At 53.3% G+C, this 21344-nt stretch carries 19 protein-coding genes and 1 pseudogene; 11 read left to right on the forward strand and 9 right to left on the reverse strand.

The annotated features are described in order from the left end of the window. Positions 1-131: 131 nt before the first annotated feature. Complete coding sequence (locus OGV74_RS11030; protein ID WP_086504104.1) at positions 132-1673, reverse strand: methyl-accepting chemotaxis protein; 1542 nt, start codon at positions 1671-1673, stop codon at positions 132-134. 507 nt (positions 1674-2180) lie between these two features. Between OGV74_RS11030 and OGV74_RS11035 the strand changes: the two genes are divergently transcribed. From OGV74_RS11035 to OGV74_RS11060, 7 genes are read left to right on the forward strand one after another with little or no spacing between them, the layout of a single operon-like run. Next, positions 2181-3179 carry an MsnO8 family LLM class oxidoreductase gene (locus tag OGV74_RS11035; RefSeq protein ID WP_086504103.1) on the forward strand — a complete coding sequence of 333 codons (999 nt, stop codon included), beginning with the start codon at positions 2181-2183 and terminating at the stop codon, positions 3177-3179. Further along, positions 3179-4300: an amidohydrolase gene (locus OGV74_RS11040; RefSeq protein ID WP_086504102.1), complete on the forward strand. Its 1122-nt coding sequence runs from the start codon at positions 3179-3181 to the stop codon at positions 4298-4300. Before OGV74_RS11035 ends, OGV74_RS11040 begins: the two co-directional genes overlap by 1 nt. A 25-nt stretch (positions 4301-4325) precedes the next feature. Next, positions 4326-5639: an LLM class flavin-dependent oxidoreductase gene (locus OGV74_RS23385; RefSeq protein ID WP_086504101.1), complete on the forward strand. Its 1314-nt coding sequence runs from the start codon at positions 4326-4328 to the stop codon at positions 5637-5639. A 12-nt stretch (positions 5640-5651) separates the two neighbouring features. Continuing rightward, entirely contained in the window at positions 5652-6584 is a 933-nt protein-coding gene (locus tag OGV74_RS23390; RefSeq protein WP_046670707.1) for an ABC transporter substrate-binding protein, read from the forward strand. 10 nt (positions 6585-6594) lie between these two features. Then, entirely contained in the window at positions 6595-7104 is a 510-nt protein-coding gene (locus OGV74_RS11050) for a GNAT family N-acetyltransferase (protein ID WP_048217555.1), read from the forward strand. Between the two features lie 9 nt (positions 7105-7113). Continuing rightward, the gene (locus OGV74_RS11055) at positions 7114-8040 is read left to right on the forward strand and encodes an amino acid ABC transporter permease (RefSeq protein WP_286520792.1); all 927 of its coding nucleotides are present in this window, start codon (positions 7114-7116) and stop codon (positions 8038-8040) included. Continuing rightward, positions 8024-8797, forward strand: coding sequence for an amino acid ABC transporter ATP-binding protein (locus OGV74_RS11060; RefSeq protein WP_003020135.1), 774 nt, complete (start codon positions 8024-8026; stop codon positions 8795-8797). Before OGV74_RS11055 ends, OGV74_RS11060 begins: the two co-directional genes overlap by 17 nt. Positions 8798-8832: 35 nt before the next feature. On the opposite strand, the gene OGV74_RS11065 is transcribed toward OGV74_RS11060, so the two are convergent. After that, entirely contained in the window at positions 8833-9822 is a 990-nt protein-coding gene (locus OGV74_RS11065) for a zinc-dependent alcohol dehydrogenase family protein (RefSeq protein WP_086504099.1), read from the reverse strand. Between the two features lie 98 nt (positions 9823-9920). Continuing rightward, on the reverse strand, positions 9921-10841 hold the full coding sequence (locus tag OGV74_RS11070; protein ID WP_003020130.1) for a LysR family transcriptional regulator: 921 nt from the start codon (positions 10839-10841) through the stop codon (positions 9921-9923). A gap of 112 nt (positions 10842-10953) precedes the next feature. Here OGV74_RS11070 and OGV74_RS11075 point away from each other — a divergent pair, with 112 nt between their 5' ends. From OGV74_RS11075 to pptA, 3 genes and pseudogenes are all read left to right on the forward strand, one after another. Next, positions 10954-11571, forward strand: coding sequence for a glutathione S-transferase family protein (locus OGV74_RS11075; protein ID WP_003020128.1), 618 nt, complete (start codon positions 10954-10956; stop codon positions 11569-11571). Positions 11572-11624: 53 nt separating this feature from the next. Further along, a pseudogene (locus tag OGV74_RS11080) lies at positions 11625-11726 on the forward strand (GntR family transcriptional regulator); the annotation flags it as partial. Between the two features lie 48 nt (positions 11727-11774). Then, positions 11775-12002, forward strand: a complete 228-nt coding sequence (pptA, locus tag OGV74_RS11085) for a tautomerase PptA (protein WP_086504958.1) — start codon at positions 11775-11777, stop codon at positions 12000-12002. A 28-nt stretch (positions 12003-12030) separates the two neighbouring features. On the opposite strand, the gene OGV74_RS11090 is transcribed toward pptA, so the two are convergent. After that, entirely contained in the window at positions 12031-12603 is a 573-nt protein-coding gene (locus OGV74_RS11090; RefSeq protein ID WP_032935711.1) for a flavin reductase family protein, read from the reverse strand. A gap of 157 nt (positions 12604-12760) precedes the next feature. Here OGV74_RS11090 and nhoA point away from each other — a divergent pair, with 157 nt between their 5' ends. Next, on the forward strand, positions 12761-13606 hold the full coding sequence (nhoA, locus tag OGV74_RS11095) for an N-hydroxyarylamine O-acetyltransferase (protein WP_286520794.1): 846 nt from the start codon (positions 12761-12763) through the stop codon (positions 13604-13606). A 58-nt stretch (positions 13607-13664) separates the two neighbouring features. On the opposite strand, the gene OGV74_RS11100 is transcribed toward nhoA, so the two are convergent. The 5 genes from OGV74_RS11100 to OGV74_RS11120 form a co-directional block, all read right to left on the reverse strand. Beyond that, a complete protein-coding gene (locus tag OGV74_RS11100) occupies positions 13665-14558 on the reverse strand; it encodes a PhzF family isomerase (RefSeq protein WP_286520796.1) in 894 nt (297 codons plus the stop codon). A gap of 98 nt (positions 14559-14656) precedes the next feature. Then, positions 14657-15337 (reverse strand): respiratory nitrate reductase subunit gamma, encoded by a 681-nt coding sequence (narI, locus tag OGV74_RS11105; protein ID WP_003020109.1) that lies wholly within the window; start codon positions 15335-15337, stop codon positions 14657-14659. Then, complete coding sequence (narW, locus tag OGV74_RS11110; protein WP_032949314.1) at positions 15334-16029, reverse strand: nitrate reductase molybdenum cofactor assembly chaperone; 696 nt, start codon at positions 16027-16029, stop codon at positions 15334-15336. Before narW ends, narI begins: the two co-directional genes overlap by 4 nt. Next, positions 16029-17573 (reverse strand): nitrate reductase subunit beta, encoded by a 1545-nt coding sequence (gene narH / locus OGV74_RS11115; RefSeq protein WP_003020103.1) that lies wholly within the window; start codon positions 17571-17573, stop codon positions 16029-16031. Before narH ends, narW begins: the two co-directional genes overlap by 1 nt. Then, entirely contained in the window at positions 17570-21310 is a 3741-nt protein-coding gene (locus tag OGV74_RS11120) for a nitrate reductase subunit alpha (RefSeq protein ID WP_071667093.1), read from the reverse strand. The genes narH and OGV74_RS11120 overlap by 4 nt, the downstream gene beginning before the upstream one ends. Positions 21311-21344: the final 34 nt, after the last annotated feature.

Raw genomic sequence — 21344 nt, forward strand, 5'->3', positions numbered from 1 at the left:
CAAGAATTCAGCATTTTTGTACAGCCTGCACTGGCGCGGTGTGGCCTCGATTCAGCCAATAAAAGAAAAGGGCGTAAATACCTGGAGAGGAGTGCGCTTATCGAGACATTCACCCGATAAGCGCCGTAAGGTTATGCTGATACGCCAAAGACCTGAACGGCCTGCTGTAAGCGCGATGAACGTTGAGTCAGATCGGCGGTAGCATCGGTGACACGTTCCACCATCTCGGCATTATTGTGTGTCATGGTGCCAACGCGTGAAATCGAATCGTTAATCAGATCCAGCGCCAGGGTTTGCTCACGCGTCGCCAGACTAATATCTTTGATCATCATCGACATCTGCAGGACATCGCCAATCATCCCGGTAAGATGCGTCTCCGTTTGTTCTACCATTTTGACGCCGCTATTCACGTTGGCGACGTTCTTCTCAATCAACTGTTTGATCTCTTTTGCTGCAGACGCTGAGTGCTGTGCCAGATTACGGACCTCTGCCGCCACAACGGCGAAACCGCGTCCTGACTCTCCGGCTCGCGCGGCCTCGACCGCGGCATTGAGCGCCAGAATATTGGTCTGAAAGGCGATACTATCAATGACGCCGATGATGTCGACGATCTGCCCGTTGTCACGCGATATCGCCTGCATCATGGCGATAGTTTGTTTCATGATATCGCCGCCTTCTGCCGCATTGGCGCTGGTTTTATCGGCCATGGTCATAGTATGTGCCGCAGTCTCAGCAGTTTGCTGTACCGCGCTACCAATTTCTTCAATGGCGGCAGCGGTTTGTTGCAGGTCGGCGGAGGTTTCTTCGGAACGCTTATGCAGCGCCGTACCTTCTTTTGATACTCGCTGACTGATAGCGCGAATACCGGATATTTGCGTACTGACATCATCGACCAGTGAATTCAGATTAAGCCCGGACTGATTAACCAGGCGCATCAACATTCCGATCTCATCCACCCGATTTAAATGACAGTTATCAGGTTTTCTCCCGGATACCACTTTCTTCATTTGCGTCAGTAGCGTATTAACTGGCTGACAAATTTGATACTTAAGGTAAATAGCAAGCATCAGAAATAAGAACAGCAACCCTCCCGCCTGAATAAATGGATTAACAGGAGCAAAAAGAAATAGCACAGCGAGCAGGGCGATTACCCCTAAAGAATAATTGACGCGCTGGCCAATGCTCAGCCATTTAAACATTGATGCCCATGACAATATGCCGCGGCGAATGATAATGCCTTTAAAAAGTCGAAACCCTTTAAACTGCTGGTTATTAATTTTTTGATATAAACTTTCGCTTTGAGTTATTTCATCGCGCGAAGGAACGGTACGCACTGAAATGTAGCCAGTGAGCTTTTCATTGTGCCAGACCGGTGTAACGTTGGCGCGAACCCAGTAATGGTCGCCATTCTGCCGACGGTTTTTCACCATTCCCGTCCAGCTGTCTCCCTGCTGTAGCGTGTACCACATATCGGCGAACGCCGCGGGAGGCATATCAGGATGGCGAATAATATTATGCGGTTCGCCCATTATTTGCTGTTCGTTAAATCCGCTGGCATCAATAAATGCGGAGTTGGCGTAGGTAATATGACTTTCTTTATCCGTCGTAGAAAGCAGCGTCGTTTTATCGTTAAGTGCGTGCTCAATTTGTGTAACGGGCATGTTACTTTTCATAGAGGTCCCATGATGCTATGTATAATCCATACAAAAATCCCCGCAATGAAATCGGGGGATATTAGAAATCTGTTTTAAACCGTTTTAATAAGAAACGTTGCATTCTCTACTAATCATCATTTCTGTGGAAGTAGTTAAAATAAAAATTTCCATGTAAATCATTCATCCCGCGTCATAAAAGTGAAACAATTAATACAAGCGCATAACGTTACAAGTCGTTTAAACTGACTTAACGTAAATTGCGCTAAAAAACCATTTCGAAAAAAGAAAACTGGCATGAAAAGATTTTGATGTTATTACCGTGATATCAACGACCCTATTATATTTTGTAGGCTATTAATTGCGGGTGTTTTTCAGTTTAGCGGTACAGGACGCTCCAAATTTTAACCCTGGCTGCGGTAGGGTTTGTTATCTACTTTTTAGCTGAGTAAATGTGAATTAAATGTTTCAGTATGGCTATTTGATAAATTAATAATAAAGACATGTTAACAAACATAGGCTCGTAACATGTCATATCGCCTGAGTGTTCTGGATAAAAGCCCCATCGGGGAAGGTGAAACTGCCGCGACCGCGCTTTCCCGGACGTTGCGTTTGGCGCAACTGGCAGAAGAGTGGGGGTACCATCGTTTCTGGATCGCGGAACACCATAATACGCCACAGCTGGCCAGTCCATCGCCGGAGCTGGTGATCGCCTGGATCCTCGGGCAAACCCAGCGTATCCGCGTTGGTTCCGGCGGCGTGATGCTGCAACATTACAGCCCGTACAAAGTGGCGGAAAACTTCAATCTTCTGGCATCGCTGGCTCCTGGACGTGTCGATCTCGGCGTAGGGAAAGCCCCTGGCGGCTTACCGCTGTCGACTCAGGCGTTACAGCATGGACTGCATCAGGAAGAAAAAGGCAGCTTTGCCGATCAGCTTTCTCAGCTTAACGGCTGGCTGGCGCTGAACGGAACGGAAAGCGGGGAAACGGTATTCCCGACGCCAATCCCACCAATACCGCCAGAAGGATTTGTACTCGGAGCCAGTGTGCAAAGCGCACAGTTAGCAGCGCAATCCGACTTGAATTTTATCTTCGCTGCGCACCTCAACGGTGACAAAACGTTATTACGTGAGGTTTTGTCCTTCTGGCAGACCCACAGCGACCGCCCGACAATAGTCGCCGTTCAGGTGATTGTGGCTGACAGTCACGATACCGCTGCGCAACTGGCGGAAAACGTGCAAATCTGGGGCGTTGAGCTGGAAAATGGTCAACGCGTTACAGTCGCCAGCGAAGAGCAAGCCCTGGCATTCGCCGTACAGGCGGGTAGTTCGCCACGCAAAATCGCGCGTCGTGAACTGGCGTTGTTACACGGCACCGCTCAAGAGGTGATGGTAAAGCTGAATGCTCTGCATACGCAATTTGGTATTGATGAGTTCATTATCGACACGCCAGTGGCGGAGGGCCACGCGCGTCTGACATCGCTGCGTTTGTTGGCACAAGTCCATAATGCCGTGGAGGTGCTCTGATGACCCTCAGCTCAACGCTTATCAACTGGCGTCGTGAATTACATCAGCACCCGGAGCTTTCCCTGCAGGAGGAAGCAACCACCAGGCGCATTCAGGCCTGGTTGCACGCTGCGGATGTCGACATTCTGCCGTTCGAGCTGAAAACCGGTCTGGTCGCGGAAATCGGCCAGGGAGAAGATGTCATCGCGCTGCGAGCGGATATCGATGCGCTACCGATAGAAGAAAGCGCCGACGTTCCGTTTCGCTCCCTCACACCGGGCGTGATGCATGCCTGCGGGCATGACGTCCATACCAGCGTGATGCTTGGAGCAGCACTGCTGCTTAAACAACAGGAAACAACCTTACCGGGGCGAGTACGTATTTTGTTTCAACCAGCTGAAGAGAGTTTCGGCGGCGCAAAAACGTTGATCCGCGCCGGTGCGCTGCAAAACGTAGCGGCTATTTTTGGTATGCACAATGAGCCCGGTTTGCCGGTGGGCGAATTTGCCACACGCGGCGGTGCGTTCTATGCCAATGTCGATCGCTTCGTGCTGCGCATAAATGGCAAGGGCGCACATGCGGCGCGTCCGCATGAAGGCAAAGATGCCATCCTGCTTGCCAGCCAGTTGGTAACCGTGTTGCAAAGCGTTGCCAGTCGCGACGTTAACACGCTGGATTCGGTGGTACTCAGCGTGACCCGTATTCAGGGAGGAAATACATGGAACGTACTGCCAGAGTCCGTTGAACTGGAAGGGACGCTCAGAACGCACCGGACTCAGGTACAGCAGCAGGTTAAAGCACGGGTTAATGACATCGCTGCCGGATTTGCCCATGCCTTTGGCGCACAAATAGACGTTATCTGGCATGCGGGGCCGACCGCGTTGGTGAACGATGCGCGTTGGGCCGATATCGCCACCACGGTGGCGAAACAGTCAGGCTACACCACTCACCATGCCGACCTGCATATGGGCGGGGAGGATTTTGCCGTCTACCTGCAAAATACACCAGGCGCATTTCTCAGTATTGGTAGCGCCAGTGAATACGGATTACATCACCCGGGATTTAATCCGGACGAGCGTTTAATTGAACCTGCCGCACATTACTTTGCGCAGTTAGCAAAAACGGCATTCGCACACCTTTAAGTTTACCTGTTGGGTAGGGGTTATTATGGCTGGAAATCGGCAACTACGGCTTGGAACTATTCTGCATGGCGCATCGGGAAATATGTCCGCATGGCGCCACCCGGCGGCTCAGGCCGATGCCAGTATTAATTTTGATTTTGTCAAAGAGACGGCGCTTATTGCGGAAAAAGGGAAGCTGGATTTTATTTTTGTCGCCGATGGTCTGTATATTAATGAAAAATCAATCCCGCACTTTTTAAATCGTTTTGAGCCGCTGACAGTATTATCCGCTTTGGCCAGCATCACCCAGAATCTGGGACTGGTTGGCACAGTGTCTACATCATACAGCGAGCCGTTTACGACCGCACGACAGTTCGCCAGCCTGGACCATCTCAGCAACGGGCGTGCAGGCTGGAACGTGGTTACGTCGCCTCTGGAAGGATCGGCAAAAAACTATTCTCGCGCTGAGCATCCGGAGCATGCTCAGCGTTATCGTATTGCCGATGAATATTTACAGGTAGTGAAAGGACTGTGGGATTCCTGGGAAGACGATGCTTTTACCCGTAATAAAACAAGCGGGGAATTTTTTAATCCGCATAAACTGCACACGCTAAACCATCATGGAGATTATTTTCAGGTCGCCGGGCCGTTAAATATTGGGCGTACGCCACAAGGTCGTCCGATTATATTTCAGGCGGGAGCTTCAGCAGATGGCAAGAAATTAGCGGCGCAGCATGCTGATGCCATTTTTACCCATCAGGAGTCTCTGGCAGAGGCTAAGGCGTTCTATCAGGATGTAAAAAGTCAGCTGGAAATCGCCGGACGACATCCCGATCAACTGCATATATTCCAGGGCGTCAGTATTATTGTTGGCGACAGCGCAGAGGACGTTGAGCAGCAGTATCAGACTACCGCTGCGCTGGTCTCCGTTACCGACGCGCTGAACTATCTTGGCCGCTACTTTGAACATCATGATTTTGCCCAATATCCGCTGGACGCACCGTTCCCGGATCTTGGCTCTCTCGGACAAAACAGCTTTCGCAGTACGACTGATGAGATCAAACGCAACGCGCGCGAGCGTGGCTTAACACTCCGTCAGGTTGCTCTGGAAGCGGCCAGCCCACGTCCGCGTTTCAGCGGCACGCCGGAACAGGTCGCCGACGGCCTGCAGCAGTGGTTCGACGAGAAAGCCGCAGACGGTTTTATTATCCAGGGCGGAACGCCGGATACCTTCCCGCGTTTTGTCGAACAGGTTGTCCCTGTGCTTCAGGCGCGGGGCCTGTTCCGCCATGAATATCCCGGTACGACCCTGCGCGCAAGCCTGGGATTAACGACACCTGCAAATCAATTCGCACAATAAGAGAAAAACGCTATGCAGAAAAAATCAGTATTCCTCGCGCTGTCGCTGGCTTTCAGCGCGACTGTCTGGGCAAATGATGTGACGATTAACGGCACGGGCGTAAGTCTGGAAGCCAATAAAACGCCGATCAATACGGCAAAGAATCCGCAGGCGATTGCGCAATTGCCCGCAAACCTGCACCTGGCCGTACCTGGCAAATTCACCGTGGCGATTGCCGGGCTCAGTCAACCGCCGCTAACCGTCTTTGCCGATGACAATAAGACGCTGATCGGCAGCGAGGCGGACATCGCGCGTCTGGTGGCTGACAGTTTGGGGCTGGAACTCAACGTCGTACCTACGTCATGGGAAGACTGGCCGCTGGGCGTCACTTCCGGCAAATACGATGCCGCGATCAGCAATATTACCGTCACCAAAGCACGCAAAGAAAAATTCGATTTCGCGACGTATCGGAAAGACTCTCTTGGCTTTTATGTCAAAACCGGTAGCAAGCTGAAGAAAATCGAGCAGGCGGAAGATATCGCTGGACTGCGCATTATCGTCGGTTCAGGGACGAACCAGGAAGCCATCCTGCTGGCCTGGAACGATGAGAACGTGAAGAAAGGGTTACAGCCGTTTACGCCGGTGTATACCAAAGATGATGCCGCGCAAACCCTGGCCCTACAGTCAGGTCGCGCCGATGCCTACTTCGGTCCTAATGTAATCGGCGCATGGAAAGCTGCACTCAACGGTAAAACGCAATTGGTGGGTAGTGTTGATGGCGGTTGGCCAAAAGCGGCACACATCGCTGTGACGCTGAAAAAGGACAGCGGTCTGGTTCTGCCGGTACAAACCGCCCTCAACGGCGTAATTGGCAACGGCGCCTATGACAAGGTGCTGAGTCGCTGGGGAGAAGGGGTGGAACGCATTCCGCAATCTGAAATCAACCCGGCCGGTTTAGGCGACTAAGGAGGTTATCGTGAGCGATCAATTTCGCGTGGTCTCACCTGAAGCCAGCGAGCTACAGCCCATTTTGAACGGTCTGTTCGGTGAGTATGCTGCCCGCTATGGCGATTATTTTTCTCGCGACGCTGAAGTGGAACTGACCGAATGGTATCTGGCACCTCAGGGACTTTTTGTGGTCCTGGAGCGTGGCGGAGAAATTATCGCCACCGGGGCTTACAAACCTTACGACAAGGACACTGCCGAGATTAAGCGTATCTGGACAAAAAGCAGCCTGCGTCAGCAGGGACTGGCGGCGCGTGTAGTGCAGGAACTGGAACGTCGGGCGCTACTCGCGGGCTACAGCCGGATATATCTGACCACAGGATTTCGCCAGCCGGAGGCGGTCAGACTTTATTTAAGCCAGGGCTACGATCCGCAATTTGATACGACGCGCAACCCCGAAGAGTACAGCCAGCCACCGTTTGATGGACGGCTGCGCTTTACCAAACTGCTGACTATTGCCGGTCAGGCCAGAATCGCCTGAGGAGAGAAGATGAAAACGACAGATAGCATTAAAGTCGTACCGGCGCGTTACCCCATGCGCACCGTTGGTGCGGTCATTGCTTTGTTTGCCCTGGCAGTGATTCTCCAGTCCGTGGCGTTTAATCCGCGCTGGGAATGGAGCGTGTTTGCCCGCTGGTTCTTCGATCCGGTGATTTTGTCTGGTCTTGGACAAACGCTGTTACTGACACTTATCGGGACGCTGTTGAGTATTCTCATCGGCGGTCTGCTGGCGCTGGCGCGGCTTTCATCTTCCTGGCTGTTGAATGGACTGGCATGGGGATACATCTGGCTGTTTCGTTCGTTACCGCTGATTGTGGTGCTAATCGTTCTGTACAACTTCTCCTATCTGTACGACACGCTGACGATTGGTATTCCGTTCACTCCCATTCAGTGGGGGAGTTTTGAGACCATCAATGTACTCGGTCAGTTTTCCACTGCGGTGGTTGGCCTGACGCTGGTGCAAAGCGCCTATACCGCTGAGATTATACGTGGTGGATTTTTAGGGGTCGATCACGGTCAGTACGAGGCAGCGGCAGCACTGGGCTTACCGGCAGGGCGACGTACGCTGCGGATTATTCTGCCGCAGGCGCTGCGCACCATTTTGCCTGCTGGCTTCAATGAAATTATCAGTCTGGCGAAAGGGACAGCGATGGTATACGTGCTGGCAATGCCGGAGCTGTTCTACACCATCCAGATGATCTACAACCGCACGCAGGAGGTGATCCCGCTGCTGATGGTCGGCGCGGTGTGGTATCTGGTGATCACCAGCGTCTTAGCGCTAATTCAGCACCTGGTCGAACGTGCGCTGGCACGCAGCGAACGACGTTCAGCGATCAACACAGTCCGGGTGAGTCGTGCAGAAAAACGTAGTCGTCAACGTCCACAGCAGGAGGCCGTCCATGTCCCACTCGCCTGAAGGCCATATTTCTATTACCGGCGTCAGCAAATACTTCGGCCGCCACAAAGCATTGGATAATGTGTCGCTGGAGATCCCTCCCGGAACGGTAACGGTCATTCTCGGACCGTCCGGTTCAGGAAAATCAACACTACTGCGGACTATCAACCATCTGGAACGCGTCGATGAGGGGTTTATTCAAATCGATGGCGATTACATTGGCTATCGTCGGCAGGGAGACAAGCTGTATGAGCTGAAAGAGGCGGAAATTTTGCGCCAGCGCGTTAACGTCGGCTATGTGTTCCAGAACTTTAATTTGTTCCCGCACTTAACGGTGCTGGAGAACCTGATTGAAGCGCCCATCGCGCACGGACTGGCAACGCGTAAAGCCGCCACCGAGCGGGCATTAACGCTGCTTGATGCGGTAGGATTGCGGAATAAAGCCGATGCCTGGTCGCGTCACTTATCTGGCGGTCAGCAGCAGCGTATCGCTATTGCCCGTGCGCTGGCGCTAAATCCGCGCGTCATGCTGTTTGATGAGCCTACATCTGCACTGGATCCTGAGCTGGTGGGCGAAGTCCTGGATGTCATCAAAGCGCTGGCGAAGTCGGGAACCACTCTGGTGGTGGTGACGCACGAGATTGGCTTCGCTCGGGAAGTGGCGGATCAGGTGGTGTTTATGGTCGATGGCAAAATCGTCGAGCAGGGCAGCAGCGAACAGGTGTTGAATCATCCGCGTCATACACGCACCCAGCAGTTTTTGTCGAAAGTGCTTTGAGTTACATTGCGGCACAAGGCTGTGCCGCACGGGGGTTACAGGGTGACGACGATTTTGCCCACCTGACCGTTGGCTTCCATGTATTGATGTGCTTCAACGATATCATCAAAGGCAAAGGTTTTATCAATCAGCGGCTTGAGCTTACCGGATTGCAGTCCTTCAAAGATAAACCGTTTTGCACGTGACAGTTTTTCCGGGTTCGTGGTGATTTCGAAAATCTCATAGCCGCGGAAGGTCAGATGGCGACCGAGTATCTCAATTACCGGAATCGACAAATCACGCGCATCAAGAGAGCCATACTGGAAAAAGAGTCCGCCGGCAGGCATCACTTGGGCAATTTTTGCCACGCCAGGGCCACCGATCGGATCGAAGACCACGCGGGTACCTTTGCCGTCAGTGATCCGGTTAATCTCCGCCACCAGATCCTGCTCCTGGCTGGCGATAACCTCTGCCGCACCAAGTTGCAGAAGCTGGGCACGTTTCTCACTGGTGCGCGTCATCGCAATCGGTTTTGCTCCCCGCATGTTAGCAATCTGAATTGCCGCCAGTCCGACGCTGCTGGAAGCAGCATTGATCAGCACGTTATCACCTGGCTTAATATCCGCATATTCAACCAGCGCACCGAAAGCGGTCACATACATCATCCAGCTCGCCGCTGCTTCCTCGAAGCTAAGATTCTCAGGATGTTTTACGACAGCATGGGCTGGAGCATTGACGACTTCACCGTACATACCATACTCATGGAAGCTGAAAGCCGGGATGACGCTAACGTAATCGCCAGGTGCAAACTCACGCACGTTGTCTCCCACGGATTCAACAACGCCAGAAGCCTCATAGCCCAGACGAGCCGGAAATTTGGGTTGGTAAATATACTGGCCGGTACGATACATAATTTCCGCACGGTTAATGCCGATTGCGCGTACGCGTATCTGAACTTCATCCGCGCGAGGAGCAGAAACTGGCATATCCTGGATTGTCAGGACGTCAGCGTCGCCTGGTTGATTAAAAACCACGACCTTAGACATAGCAAACCTCTGTAAATTGTTCTGTATTGGGTCTGCACAATTTAACGGCTCAGATGAGGGTGAAAAACCGCCGTTGCGGAACTTCACTATTACTTAGATTATAATAATCCCTGTAGGCGCGATTTTTGCTCGGTAAAAAGCGCACACAGCCAGTCAATAAACACCCGAACGCGGGGGGCAAGATGGCGCCTGTCCGGGTAGAGCACGGAAACGGGTTTTGATTCCCCAGCATAATCAGCCAGCACCTCAACGAGCTGGCCCGACTGGATCCAGGGGGCCAGTACCGCGTGCACACCGTGGATGATACCGAGTCCGGATAAACAGCCTGTCAAAAGGATGTCGGAGTTATCAACGCTGATGTGACCTGCGGGGATAAACGACACGGTTTCACCCTCGCGGACGAAGGACCATTCCAGTGCTTCACGATGACGTTCACTGAAAAAGTTAATTGCCTGATGTCGGGATAAATCCTCTGGTGTCTGCGGTACGCCATGTTGTTGCAGATAATCCGGTGACGCGCATGTCACCATTTTTACCTCGCCAAGCCGCCGTGAAATCAGAGAAGAGTCTTGTAACTCGCCAATGCGAATCATGCAGTCGATACCTTCGGCAAGCAGATCGATTCTGCGGTCGGTGGAGGTGAGGACAATCTCAATATCCGGGTAGCGCGACTGGAAATCGTTCAGGGCCGGGACTAATACCGAGTGAGCCAGCGACAGGGGGGCATTCACCCTGAGTTTTCCGCGCGGAGGGCGAGTGGGTGAGAAAGAAGCCATGATGTCATCAACGTCACTGAGCAGGATTTTTGTGCGTTGGTAAAAAGCGTCACCTTCTTCTGTCAGACTCACTTTACGAGTCGTGCGGTTAAGCAACTTTACTCCCAGATCGTCTTCAAGATGTTGGATAGCTTTGGTCACTGCAGGGCGGTGCAGGTGTAACACGTCTGCTGCTCTGGCAAATCCACCTTGCTCAACAACCTGTACAAAAATGTTCATATATTCAAACATACTGGAACGCATTGCTTATTCTCCCCCGGTATTCGACCATTGTTATTATGAAAGTAATAATCACGTCTGCATAGGTTGCCGAATGCTGCTCTACACTTAGGGTTTTAACTTTGGGGATTGCAGCATGATTAAGGTCTATGGGGTACCGGGCTGGGGATCGGCCATCAGTGAAGTGATGCTCACACTGGCGGAGATCCCTTATCATTTTATTAATGTCGACGGTTTTGACAGTGACGGCCCTCAGCGGGAGTTGCTTAAGACGATGAATCCACTATGCCAGGTGCCCACGCTGGTACTGGAAAATGGCAGTGTGATGACGGAAACGGCGGCGATCGCGCTGATGATCCTCGATCGTCGCCCTGAACTTTCACCACCCGTTGGACACGCCGAACGCCAGCAGTTTCAGCGTCTGTTGATATGGCTGGTGGCAAATGTCTATCCCACGTTTACCTATGCCGACTATCCAGAACGCTGGGTACCGGACTCCCCGGCGCAGTTGAAAAAGAACTGCATTGAGTACCGTAAATCCCTCTATATGTGGCTGAACGATCAGCTAAACGCCGAGCCGTACGCATTCGGGGATCAGCTAACACTACTGGACGTATATATTGCTGTTATGCGCACCTGGGGACCAGGGCATGACTGGTTTCAGGACAACACGCCGAATATTAGCGCTATCGCTGATGCAGTTTGTCAGCATCCGAGGCTGCGTACTGTACTGAAAAACAATAAGATTATTTGAATAAAAAAACGCTGTTCCGCAGGAGTGCAAATCCCGGAACAGCGGGCGAACTCCGACGGGCCATTGGACAACGCGTCGCCTCTCTGTTTGCCGATCGTATCGAACAAATTCCACGTGAAGACGATATTATTGATGTCGGATTTCACCTGGTTGAAGAGAGTCCGCATAAGTTACCTGCATCCCAAAACAATAAGGAACCTGTCATGCCGCACGTTGATATCAAATGTTTTCCTCGCGATTTGAACGAAGAAGAGAGGGCCGCGTTGGCGGCGGATATTACCGAAGTCATTATTCGTCATTTACAAAGCAAAGAGAGTTCAGTGAGCGTGGCGCTGAATGAAATTGAGCCGGATGCCTGGCAGGCGGTATGGGATGCGGAAATTGCGCCACAGATGACGAGGCTGATTAAAAAACCCGGCTACAGCATGTGAAAGAGAACGGGCGATTATTGCGCCCGTATTATTCAGCCGCTGTTATGCGTTTCCCGCTGGTGACAAACGTTCCGGCACCAAGATGATGCAGGGTATTGAGTTGGCCATCATCAAACTGCCAGCGTCCTTCCACGAAAGCTCGCTCATCAGCGGCAGCCGAGACCACTTCCCCAAACAGGGTGTCATATTTTTCCTGTGCTGCCGTTGCAGGCAGCAGACGACACTCCATCCAGGCCAGACATTTCGCTTCTATTAACGGTAATCCCAGCACCGGACCTTTTACCACCGGAATACCGTAGCAGTTAAATTTATCTTCCACGCGACCGGAAACGCTGCCCACCGCGTAAGTCCAGTTGGTAGCGGCCACGCCCGGAATAACAATACCGAACTTGCCGCTACGCTCAATCAGTTCACGCGACCAGGCAGTCTTATCAACAACAATTGCAATCCGCGGCGGTTCAAATTCCACCGGCATTGACCATGCCGCCGCCATCACATTGCGCCGCTCGGTATGCTCATCCCGGCTGGTGATCAGTATCGTAGGGCCGTGGTTAAGCAGCCGACTGGCATGTTTTAATTCGATTGAACGGAAATGGCTCATGGATGCTCCTGGGCTGAGAGATAACACACCACAATAGATATAGATATTAACGGTATTAGCGATTTTGTCGCCTCGTCTGGAGGAACAACGCACAAAATCGACGGCGTAAAATTAAAAATGCGTTATAAGTACTGCATTAATCGAACAGGAACTCCCTATGACGCCTTTTTTAACCGTTTATTTTGCCCGTATTGGCTGGTCAGATTCGGCCAGCGTCGACATTGAAACTTTAAAAGCGCTGCATTTACTGCACAACGGCGCGATTCCGTTTGAAAACCTGGATGTATTACTGCCAAGAGAGATGCAGCTTGACGATTTGTCGCTGGAAGAGAAGCTGGTGACGGCGCATCGTGGCGGTTATTGCTTTGAACAGAATGGAGTGTTTGAGCGCGCGTTACGCGAAATCGGTTTTAACGTACGCAGCCTTCTCGGTCGTGTGGTACTGGCAAATCCGTCAAGTCTGCCGCCGCGCACGCATCGTCTGTTGCTGGTTGAATCACAGGGAGAGCAGTGGATCGCCGACGTTGGCTTCGGCGGGCAAACGCTGACGGCGCCGATTCGTCTGCAGGCCGACATTGAGCAGCAAACGCCACACGGCGAATATCGTCTGGTTCAGGAGGGGGACGATTGGATCCTGCAGTTCCGCCATCACGATCACTGGCAATCAATGTACCGTTTTGACCTGGTCGTGCAGCACCAGAGCGATTATCTGATGGGCAATTTCTGGTCCGCGCACTGGCCACAATCGCATTTTCGTCATCATTTGCTGATGTGTCGTCATCTTCCGGACGGCGGCAAGCTGACGTTGACCAATTTTCATTTCACCCGTTATCAGGATGGTCGTGCGGTAGAGCAGATTAATCTGCCCGATGTCGCCAGCCTGTATGCCTTGCTGCAGGAACAGTTTGGACTGGGCGTGGATGACGTGAAGCATGGGTTTACCGAAGATGAGCTGGCGACGGTCATGGCGGCGTTTGATACGCATCCGGAGGCGGGGAAATAGGGGCATCGGAAGTCATGCCGGATGCGGCGTTATCGCCTTATCCGGCCTACGGGAACAATTAAAAATCTATCGCCCATTCGGCGTGAAACAGGATCACTGCCGAACCGGTAATAGTCACTTTTTCCGGCAGGTTTTCACGGATAGCCACCGTCACATCAACAATACCGTCACGCCCGAGCGCGCGGCCCTGATGCCCCTGAACACGTAGCGTTTTTCCGTCATGCGGCATCAACCCATGTTGAACCAGCCACGCGCCCATTGGACCGTTGGCATTGCCGGTAACCGGATCTTCCACAATACCAATAGCAGGCGAGAACATGCGGCCATCGGTGGCGTTTTCGCCCTTGCGAATTTGAAAAGGGAAGAAACCGTTACAGCCAATTTGCTGGCTGATAGCGGTCAGGGCAGGAAAATCCGGGGAAAGGGCGTCGAGGTCCACCTCAGGCTTCAGCGCAATCATTACTTTAGAGTGTCCGGTGGTGGCTACCTGAATGGGTAATCCGGGCAGCATATCGTCTTCGCTCAGGTGCAGTGCATCGATTATCGCGGCACGTACAGCACCTTCCAGCGGAGCTTCGAATCCGGGCTCACCTTGTTCAAGACTGATACGATAGTCATTGTCGCTCACTTCAATATCGACCCGATGACGACCTGCAAGCGAGGTTTGCCAGACGGTGCTGTTGCCCAGACCCAGCACCTTGGCCCGCACGTAATGTGCGGCGACGGTAGCATGCCCACAGATAGGAACTTCGACCGTCGGCGTGAAATAACGAATGCGAACATCGCTGTCGTCACTGGTCAGCAGGAATGCGGTTTCCGAATGACGCAGCTCGCGAGCAATAAGTTGCATCTGTGCTTCGCTCAATCCGTCAGCATGCAACACCACTCCCGCTGAATTGCCGCGAAAGGCTACTGAAGTAAAGGCATCGACGTGATAAACCTGTGGTTTCATTAGCGTTCTCCCTGGGATGGAGAAGCATCATAACGTACAAAAAGCGGGATAGCGATCCAGGCCCGGTAAGCGCTAGCGCTACCGGGCAGCAGAGAAAATTAGCGGCGCGAACGCACTATCTGATAACGGCGGGTAAAGTACTCAAATGGCGCACTCCACACGTGGACCAGTCGGGTGAACGGGAACAGCAGGAAAATGGTCATCCCCAGAACCAGATGCACACGGAAAATCCACGCCACGCCATCCAGATGCGCAGACGCACCGCCCTGGAAGGTCACCACCGACTGCGCCCAACCGACCAGTTTTAGCATTTCACTGCCGTCAGGATGCTGTGCAGAGAACGGGATAGTGGTTAAACCGAGGATGCATTGAATCAGCAGAACGCAGAGGATCAGAATATCGGCGGTCGAGGAGGTTGCGCGAATGCGCGGGTTAGTCAACCGGCGCACCAGCAGGCCAGCGCCACCCACCAGTGTGAGCACACCACAAAGTCCGCCAGCAATCATCGCCATCTGCTGTTTTACCGCAATCGGCAGGAACCAGGCATACATCCAGTGCGGCGTTAACATGCCAAACAGGTGCCCGAAAAAGATCCCCAGAATGCCGATGTGGAACAGGTTTGACCACAACACCATGCCGCGTTTGTCCAGCATCTGGCTGGAAGACGCGCGCCAGGTGTATTGTCCGTAGTCGTAGCGTAGCCAACTGCCGAGGATAAACACCGTACCGCACAGGTACGGATAGATATCGTAAAAAAAGACGTTCAGGTACTGTATCATTTCGGGCCTCCCGCGCTGACGTCGACATACTGAGGTGCCACGTCCTGGCTAAAGCGTCGTTGATAGTTTTGTAACGGTGAACTGTCACAGGCGGTGGCATTATCTTCGATAAACTTCACCTGTTCCTCTTCCCAGACTGCATCCAGCGCCTGTCGGGTATCATCGCGCGTTTCCGCGCCAACCTGCTTAGTGACACTGTCACTCGAAAGAGGACTTCCGGCAAGCTGCAACAGGGCATCAAACAGTTGATACCACGGCGTATCGCGCTGTTTTAAGCGCCCGCCAAGCAACGCCAGAATCGGTGCGACGTTCTGCAGTCCTTCTTTGGCCTCCGCTTCCGGTAACACGCTTAAGTACTCAAGATATAAAGGCAGGTGATCCGGCAGTTCGCGACAGTTTAGCTGCAGCCCGACCTTTTCATACTGCGCCAACAAATCAACCATCGCCTGGCCCCGGTCACGGGACTCGGCGTGCACATGCTCAAACAGCAGCAGTGAGGTGGCTCGACCCCGGTCAAAGATTTCGCACCATTCGGCTTGTTTATCCAGTAACGGCGCATTGAGCAGCTCCTGGCTAAAATCACTCAGGGTGGGGGCATCGCTGGCCACAAGCGCCAGCGCGTCGTCTTTACACTCCCATAGCAGCTCGTCGGGATACTCCATCAGCAGGCCGATAACCTTCAGGATTTGCATTATTCACCCTCCGCTTTATCGCGCACTTCGGTGATGTCGATGGCATCAATACGGCTGCTGTTGAACAGGTTGAATTTGGTGTCGGAACCATGACAACCGTCGCCGAAGGTAAAGCCGCAGCCGTTTTTCTCCGGGAAGGCATCACGCGCCATTTCGCGGTGACTGGTCGGGATCACGAAACGGTCTTCATAGTTGGCGATGGCCAGATAACGATACATCTCCTCGACCTGCTCAACGCTCAGACCCACTTCCTCAATCGCGCGGGTGTCCGTGACGCCTTCTACGGTTTGCGCACGCATATAGTGGCGCATGGCCATCATCCGTTTGAGCGCCCTCAGCACCGGACCGGTATCACCCGCACTGAGCATATTGGCGAGGTACTGAACCGGAATTCGCAGCGACTCAACCGCAGGCAAAATGTTGCCATTGTGCGGCAGTCCGCCCGCGTCGGCGACCGACTGTATCGGTGACAATGGCGGCACATACCAGACCATCGGCAGGGTGCGATACTCCGGGTGCAGCGGTAGCGCCAGCTTCCAGTCCATCGCCATTTTGTAAACCGGCGAGCGCTGGGCTGCTTCGATGACGTTATGTGGAATACCTTGTTTTAGCGCCTCTTCAATCACCGCTGGATCGTTCGGGTTGAGGAACACATCGCACTGACGCTCGTAGAGATCGGTTTCATGCTCGGTGCTCGCTGCTTCCTCGATACGGTCGGCGTCGTACAGCAATACCCCGAGATAACGGATACGCCCAACGCAGGTTTCTGAACACACCGTCGGCTGGCCGGACTCAATACGCGGGTAGCAGAAAATGCACTTCTCTGACTTACCGCTCTTCCAGTTAAAGTAGATTTTTTTGTACGGACAGCCGCTGATGCACAAGCGCCAACCGCGACATTTGTCCTGGTCGATCAGCACAATGCCGTCTTCTTCACGCTTATAGATAGCACCGCTCGGGCAGGTGGCGACACAGCTTGGGTTCAGACAGTGCTCGCACAGGCGCGGTAAATACATCATGAAGGTGTTTTCGAACTGACCGTACATCTCCTTTTGCATCTTCTCGAAGTTACGGTCGCGGGCACGTTTTGAAAATTCGCCGCCAAGCAGTTCTTCCCAGTTTGGACCCCAGATAATCTTGTCCATCCGTTTACCATCTATCAGCGAACGCGGACGCGCGGTGGGCTGATTCTTGCTCTCCGGCGCGCTATGCAGATGCTGATAATCGTAGGTAAACGGTTCATAGTAATCATCGATTTGCGGGATCACCGGGTTGGCGAAAATTTTGGTGATTACGCCCATCTTACCGCCCAGACGCGGTCTTATCTTGCCGTTAACATCGCGAACCCAGCCGCCTTGCCACTCTTCCTGATCTTCCCAGTTTTTCGGATAACCAATCCCCGGTTTAGTCTCGACGTTGTTAAACCACGCATATTCCATCCCTTCACGCCCGGTCCAGACGTTTTTACAGGTGACGGAGCAGGTGTGGCAGCCGATGCACTTATCCAGATTAAGAACCATGCCTACCTGTGAGCGTATTTTCATTTTTTCGCCTCCTGTACCTGATCGCGACCTTCATCATCCAGCCAGTTAATGTTTTTCATTTTTCTAATCATGATGAACTCATCGCGGTTAGAGCCGACCGTCCCGTAATAGTTGAAGCTGTATGCCAGTTGCGCATAGCCGCCGATCATGTGCGTGGGTTTCGGGCAGACGCGGGTGACCGAGTTATGGATCCCGCCACGCATCCCGGTGACTTCCGAGCCTGGGATATTCATGATTCGCTCCTGAGCGTGATACATCATGGTCATTCCCGGCGGCACGCGTTGACTCACCACTGCACGCGCGGTGAGCGCACCGTTGGCGTTGAAGGCTTCAATCCAGTCGTTATCCTCAATGCCCAGCTCTTTGGCATCGGTCTCGCTGATCCAGACAATGGGGCCGCCGCGCGAAAGCGTCAGCATCAGCAGGTTTTCACTGTAGGTAGAGTGGATCCCCCATTTCTGGTGCGGCGTCAGGAAGTTGAGGGCTTTTTCCGGGAAGCCGTTAGGCGGAACTTCGCGCATTTCACTGACGCTGCGGGTATCGATAGGCGGACGATACGCCACCAGACTTTCACCGAACGCTCGCATCCACGCGTGATCCTGGTACAGCTGCTGGCGACCGGACAGGGTACGCCATGGGATCAACTCATGAACGTTGGTATAGCCTGCGTTATAGGAGACATGTTCGCTTTCAAGGCCGGACCAGGTAGGACTGGAGATGATTTTGCGCGGCTGCGCCTGGATATCGCGAAAACGAATCTTTTCGTCTTCTTTGTTCAACGCCAGATGCGTATGGTCGCGTCCGGTCATCGCCCCCAGCGCTTCCCAGGCTTTTACCGCCACCTGACCGTTGGTTTCCGGCGCCAGTGCGAGGATCACCTCAGAGGCATCCAGCGCGGTGTCAATCAGCGGTCGGCCTTTTGCCGGGCCTTCGCGTTTGGTGTAGTTCAGCTTGCCGAGGAAATCGACCTCCGCCTGGGTATTCCACGCAATGCCTTTCCCACCGTTACCAAGCTTGTCCATAAGCGGACCGAGTGAAGTAAAGCGTTCGTAGGTAGCGGGGTAGTCACGTTCCACAACGGCGATATTTGGTGCCGTTTTCCCCGGGAGGAGATCGCATTCGCCTTTGCGCCAGTCCAGAATGTCAAACGGCTGCGCCAGCTCTGCCGGAGAGTCGTGTTGCAGTGGTTGCAACACCACATCCGTTTCTTGTCCAAGGTGTCCCACACATACCTCGGAGAACATTTTGGCGATGCCTTTATAAATTTCCCAGTCACTCTTCGATTCCCATGCCGGGTCGACCGCCGCGGACAACGGGTGAATAAACGGATGCATATCCGAAGTGTTCATATCGTCTTTTTCATACCAGGTAGCGGTTGGCAAAACGATATCGGAGAACAAACAGGTGCTGGACATACGGAAATCGAGCGTGACCAGCAGATCGAGCTTGCCCTCTATCGCCGCGGATTGCCATTCAACCTCTTCAGGTTTAATACCCTCACTTGAACCGAGCGCTTCCCCCTGGATCCCGCTTTCGGTACCCAGTAAATACTTGAGCATGTATTCATGCCCTTTACCGGAGGAACCGAGCAGGTTAGAGCGCCAGACGAAGAGGTTGCGTGGGTGGTTTTTGCCGCTATCCGGCTGCTCACAGGCAAAACGAATATCACCCGACTTCAGCGCTTGGGCAGTGTATTGCGCAGGAGATAACCCAGCTTGTTCTGCCTTCGCTTTGACGGTCAATGGGTTAAGGTTAAGCTGCGGCGCAGAGGGCAGCCAGCCCATTCGTTCAGCACGTACGTTAAAGTCAATCAAATGTCCGCTAAACTTCGACGCATCGGCCAGCGGAGAGAGGAGTTCTTGAGCGGTGAGTTTTTCATAACGCCACTGACTGGAGTGATTGTAGAAAAACGAAGTGCTGTTCATCTGACGCGGTGGGCGGTTCCAGTCCAGGGCAAAGGCCAGCGGCAACCAACCGGTTTGCGGACGCAGTTTCTCCTGACCCACATAGTGCGCCCAGCCGCCGCCGCTTTGTCCCACGCAACCACAGAACACCAGGATGTTAATCATCCCGCGGTAGTTCATGTCCATGTGATACCAGTGGTTCACGCCAGCCCCGAGGATGATCATCGAACGGCCATGCGTTTTGTGCGCGGTATCGGCAAACTCACGGGCGATTTGTTCGATATGACGGCGTGGCACGCCGGTAATTTGCTCACCCCAGGCCGGGGTGTAGGCTTTTACTTCGCTGTAATCTTGTGCGCTATGAACATCATCCAGACCACGGTCGAGGCCGTAATTCGCCAGCACTAGATCATAGACGCTCACCACCGGGCAACGGCTACCGTCAGCGAGGGTAAGATATTTCACCGGTAGTTGACGGACCAGCACCGGTTCTTGTTTTACACTGCGAAAATGTGGGTTTTCGTTGCCGCCAAAATAGGGGAATGCCACGCCGGTCACGTCATCATGCTGACCAAGCAGCGAGAGGGAAAGTTCAGTTTCAGCGCCAGCCGCCAGGGGTTCCAGGTTCCATTTGCCTTTCTCGCCCCAGCGAAAACCGATAGATCCGTTCGGGACAACCAGTTCGCCTTCGCGGTTGAAAGCCACCGTTTTCCACTCTGGATTGTTGCTTTCACCCAGACCATCGACAAGGTCTGAGGCGCGCATCATGCGCCCAGGCACGTAGCTGCCATCTTCGCGGGCATCCAGCAGCACCAGCATCGGCATATCGGTATAGCGACGACAGTAATTGAGGAAATAATCGCTGGGATTGTCGAGATGGAACTCTTTCAGGATGACGTGGCCCATCGCCATTGCCAGCGCGCTGTCTGTCCCTTGTTTCGGTGCCAGCCACTGGTCGCACAGTTTGGCGACTTCCGAGTAATCTGGCGTAATGGCAATTGTCTTGGTGCCTTTGTAGCGAACTTCAGTAAAAAAGTGCGCGTCCGGGGTACGGGTCTGCGGCACGTTAGAGCCCCAGGCGATGATATAGCTGGAGTTATACCAGTCGGCGGATTCAGGAACGTCGGTCTGCTCGCCCCAGGTCATCGGTGACGCGGGCGGTAAGTCGCAGTACCAGTCATAGAAGCTCAGACAGGTTCCGCCCAGTAGCGAGAGATAGCGCGTACCTGCGGCATAGGAGACCATCGACATTGCGGGGATGGGAGAGAATCCGGCCACACGATCAGGGCCGTAAGTTTTCACCGTCCAGACGTTGGCAGCAGCAATCAGTTGATTAAGTTCTTTCCAGTTGGAACGGATAAACCCACCGCGCCCGCGTACCTGCTTGTAGCTCTGGCATTTTTGCGGGTCGTTCATAATGGATTCCCAGGCCAGCACCGGATCGGGCTGGCGGGACAGGGCGTCGCGCCACAATTCGATTAAGCGTTTACGCACCAGTGGATATTTCAGGCGGTTAGCGCTGTAGAGATACCACGAGTAACTTGCGCCGCGTGGGCAGCCACGGGGCTCATGATTTGGCAGGTCAGGGCGGGTACGCGGGTAGTCGGTTTGCTGAGTTTCCCAGGTTACCAGCCCGTTTTTGACGTAGATTTTCCAGCTGCATGAGCCGGTACAGTTAACGCCGTGGGTAGATCGCACAATTTTATCGAACTGCCAGCGCTGACGATAGCTGTCTTCCCAGTCCCGGTTGGTGTGCATTACTTGCCCATGCCCCTCGGCAAACGTATCGCCCTTTTGTTTAAAGTAGCGAAAGCGGTCTAACAGTTTACTCATGACATAACTCCTGCTTCGAATAACGTTGCCTACA

The organism is Citrobacter sp. Cf116, assembly GCF_030336505.1.
GTDB classification, from domain to species: Bacteria; Pseudomonadota; Gammaproteobacteria; order Enterobacterales; family Enterobacteriaceae; genus Citrobacter; species Citrobacter freundii.

Coding starts and splice junctions, on each gene's coding strand:
- OGV74_RS11030 (WP_086504104.1), bottom strand. CDS start 1,673: ATGAAAAGTAACATGCCCGTTACACAAATTGAGCACGCACTTAACGAT.
- OGV74_RS11055 (WP_286520792.1), top strand. CDS start 7,114: ATGAAAACGACAGATAGCATTAAAGTCGTACCGGCGCGTTACCCCATG.
- narH (WP_003020103.1), bottom strand. CDS start 17,573: ATGAAAATACGCTCACAGGTAGGCATGGTTCTTAATCTGGATAAGTGC.
- OGV74_RS11040 (WP_086504102.1), top strand. CDS start 3,179: ATGACCCTCAGCTCAACGCTTATCAACTGGCGTCGTGAATTACATCAG.
- pptA (WP_086504958.1), top strand. CDS start 11,775: ATGCCGCACGTTGATATCAAATGTTTTCCTCGCGATTTGAACGAAGAA.
- OGV74_RS11075 (WP_003020128.1), top strand. CDS start 10,954: ATGATTAAGGTCTATGGGGTACCGGGCTGGGGATCGGCCATCAGTGAA.
- OGV74_RS11090 (WP_032935711.1), bottom strand. CDS start 12,603: ATGAGCCATTTCCGTTCAATCGAATTAAAACATGCCAGTCGGCTGCTT.
- OGV74_RS23390 (WP_046670707.1), top strand. CDS start 5,652: ATGCAGAAAAAATCAGTATTCCTCGCGCTGTCGCTGGCTTTCAGCGCG.
- OGV74_RS11035 (WP_086504103.1), top strand. CDS start 2,181: ATGTCATATCGCCTGAGTGTTCTGGATAAAAGCCCCATCGGGGAAGGT.
- OGV74_RS11120 (WP_071667093.1), bottom strand. CDS start 21,310: ATGAGTAAACTGTTAGACCGCTTTCGCTACTTTAAACAAAAGGGCGAT.
- OGV74_RS11060 (WP_003020135.1), top strand. CDS start 8,024: ATGTCCCACTCGCCTGAAGGCCATATTTCTATTACCGGCGTCAGCAAA.
- OGV74_RS11070 (WP_003020130.1), bottom strand. CDS start 10,841: ATGCGTTCCAGTATGTTTGAATATATGAACATTTTTGTACAGGTTGTT.
- OGV74_RS11065 (WP_086504099.1), bottom strand. CDS start 9,822: ATGTCTAAGGTCGTGGTTTTTAATCAACCAGGCGACGCTGACGTCCTG.
- nhoA (WP_286520794.1), top strand. CDS start 12,761: ATGACGCCTTTTTTAACCGTTTATTTTGCCCGTATTGGCTGGTCAGAT.
- narI (WP_003020109.1), bottom strand. CDS start 15,337: ATGATACAGTACCTGAACGTCTTTTTTTACGATATCTATCCGTACCTG.
- OGV74_RS23385 (WP_086504101.1), top strand. CDS start 4,326: ATGGCTGGAAATCGGCAACTACGGCTTGGAACTATTCTGCATGGCGCA.
- OGV74_RS11100 (WP_286520796.1), bottom strand. CDS start 14,558: ATGAAACCACAGGTTTATCACGTCGATGCCTTTACTTCAGTAGCCTTT.
- narW (WP_032949314.1), bottom strand. CDS start 16,029: ATGCAAATCCTGAAGGTTATCGGCCTGCTGATGGAGTATCCCGACGAG.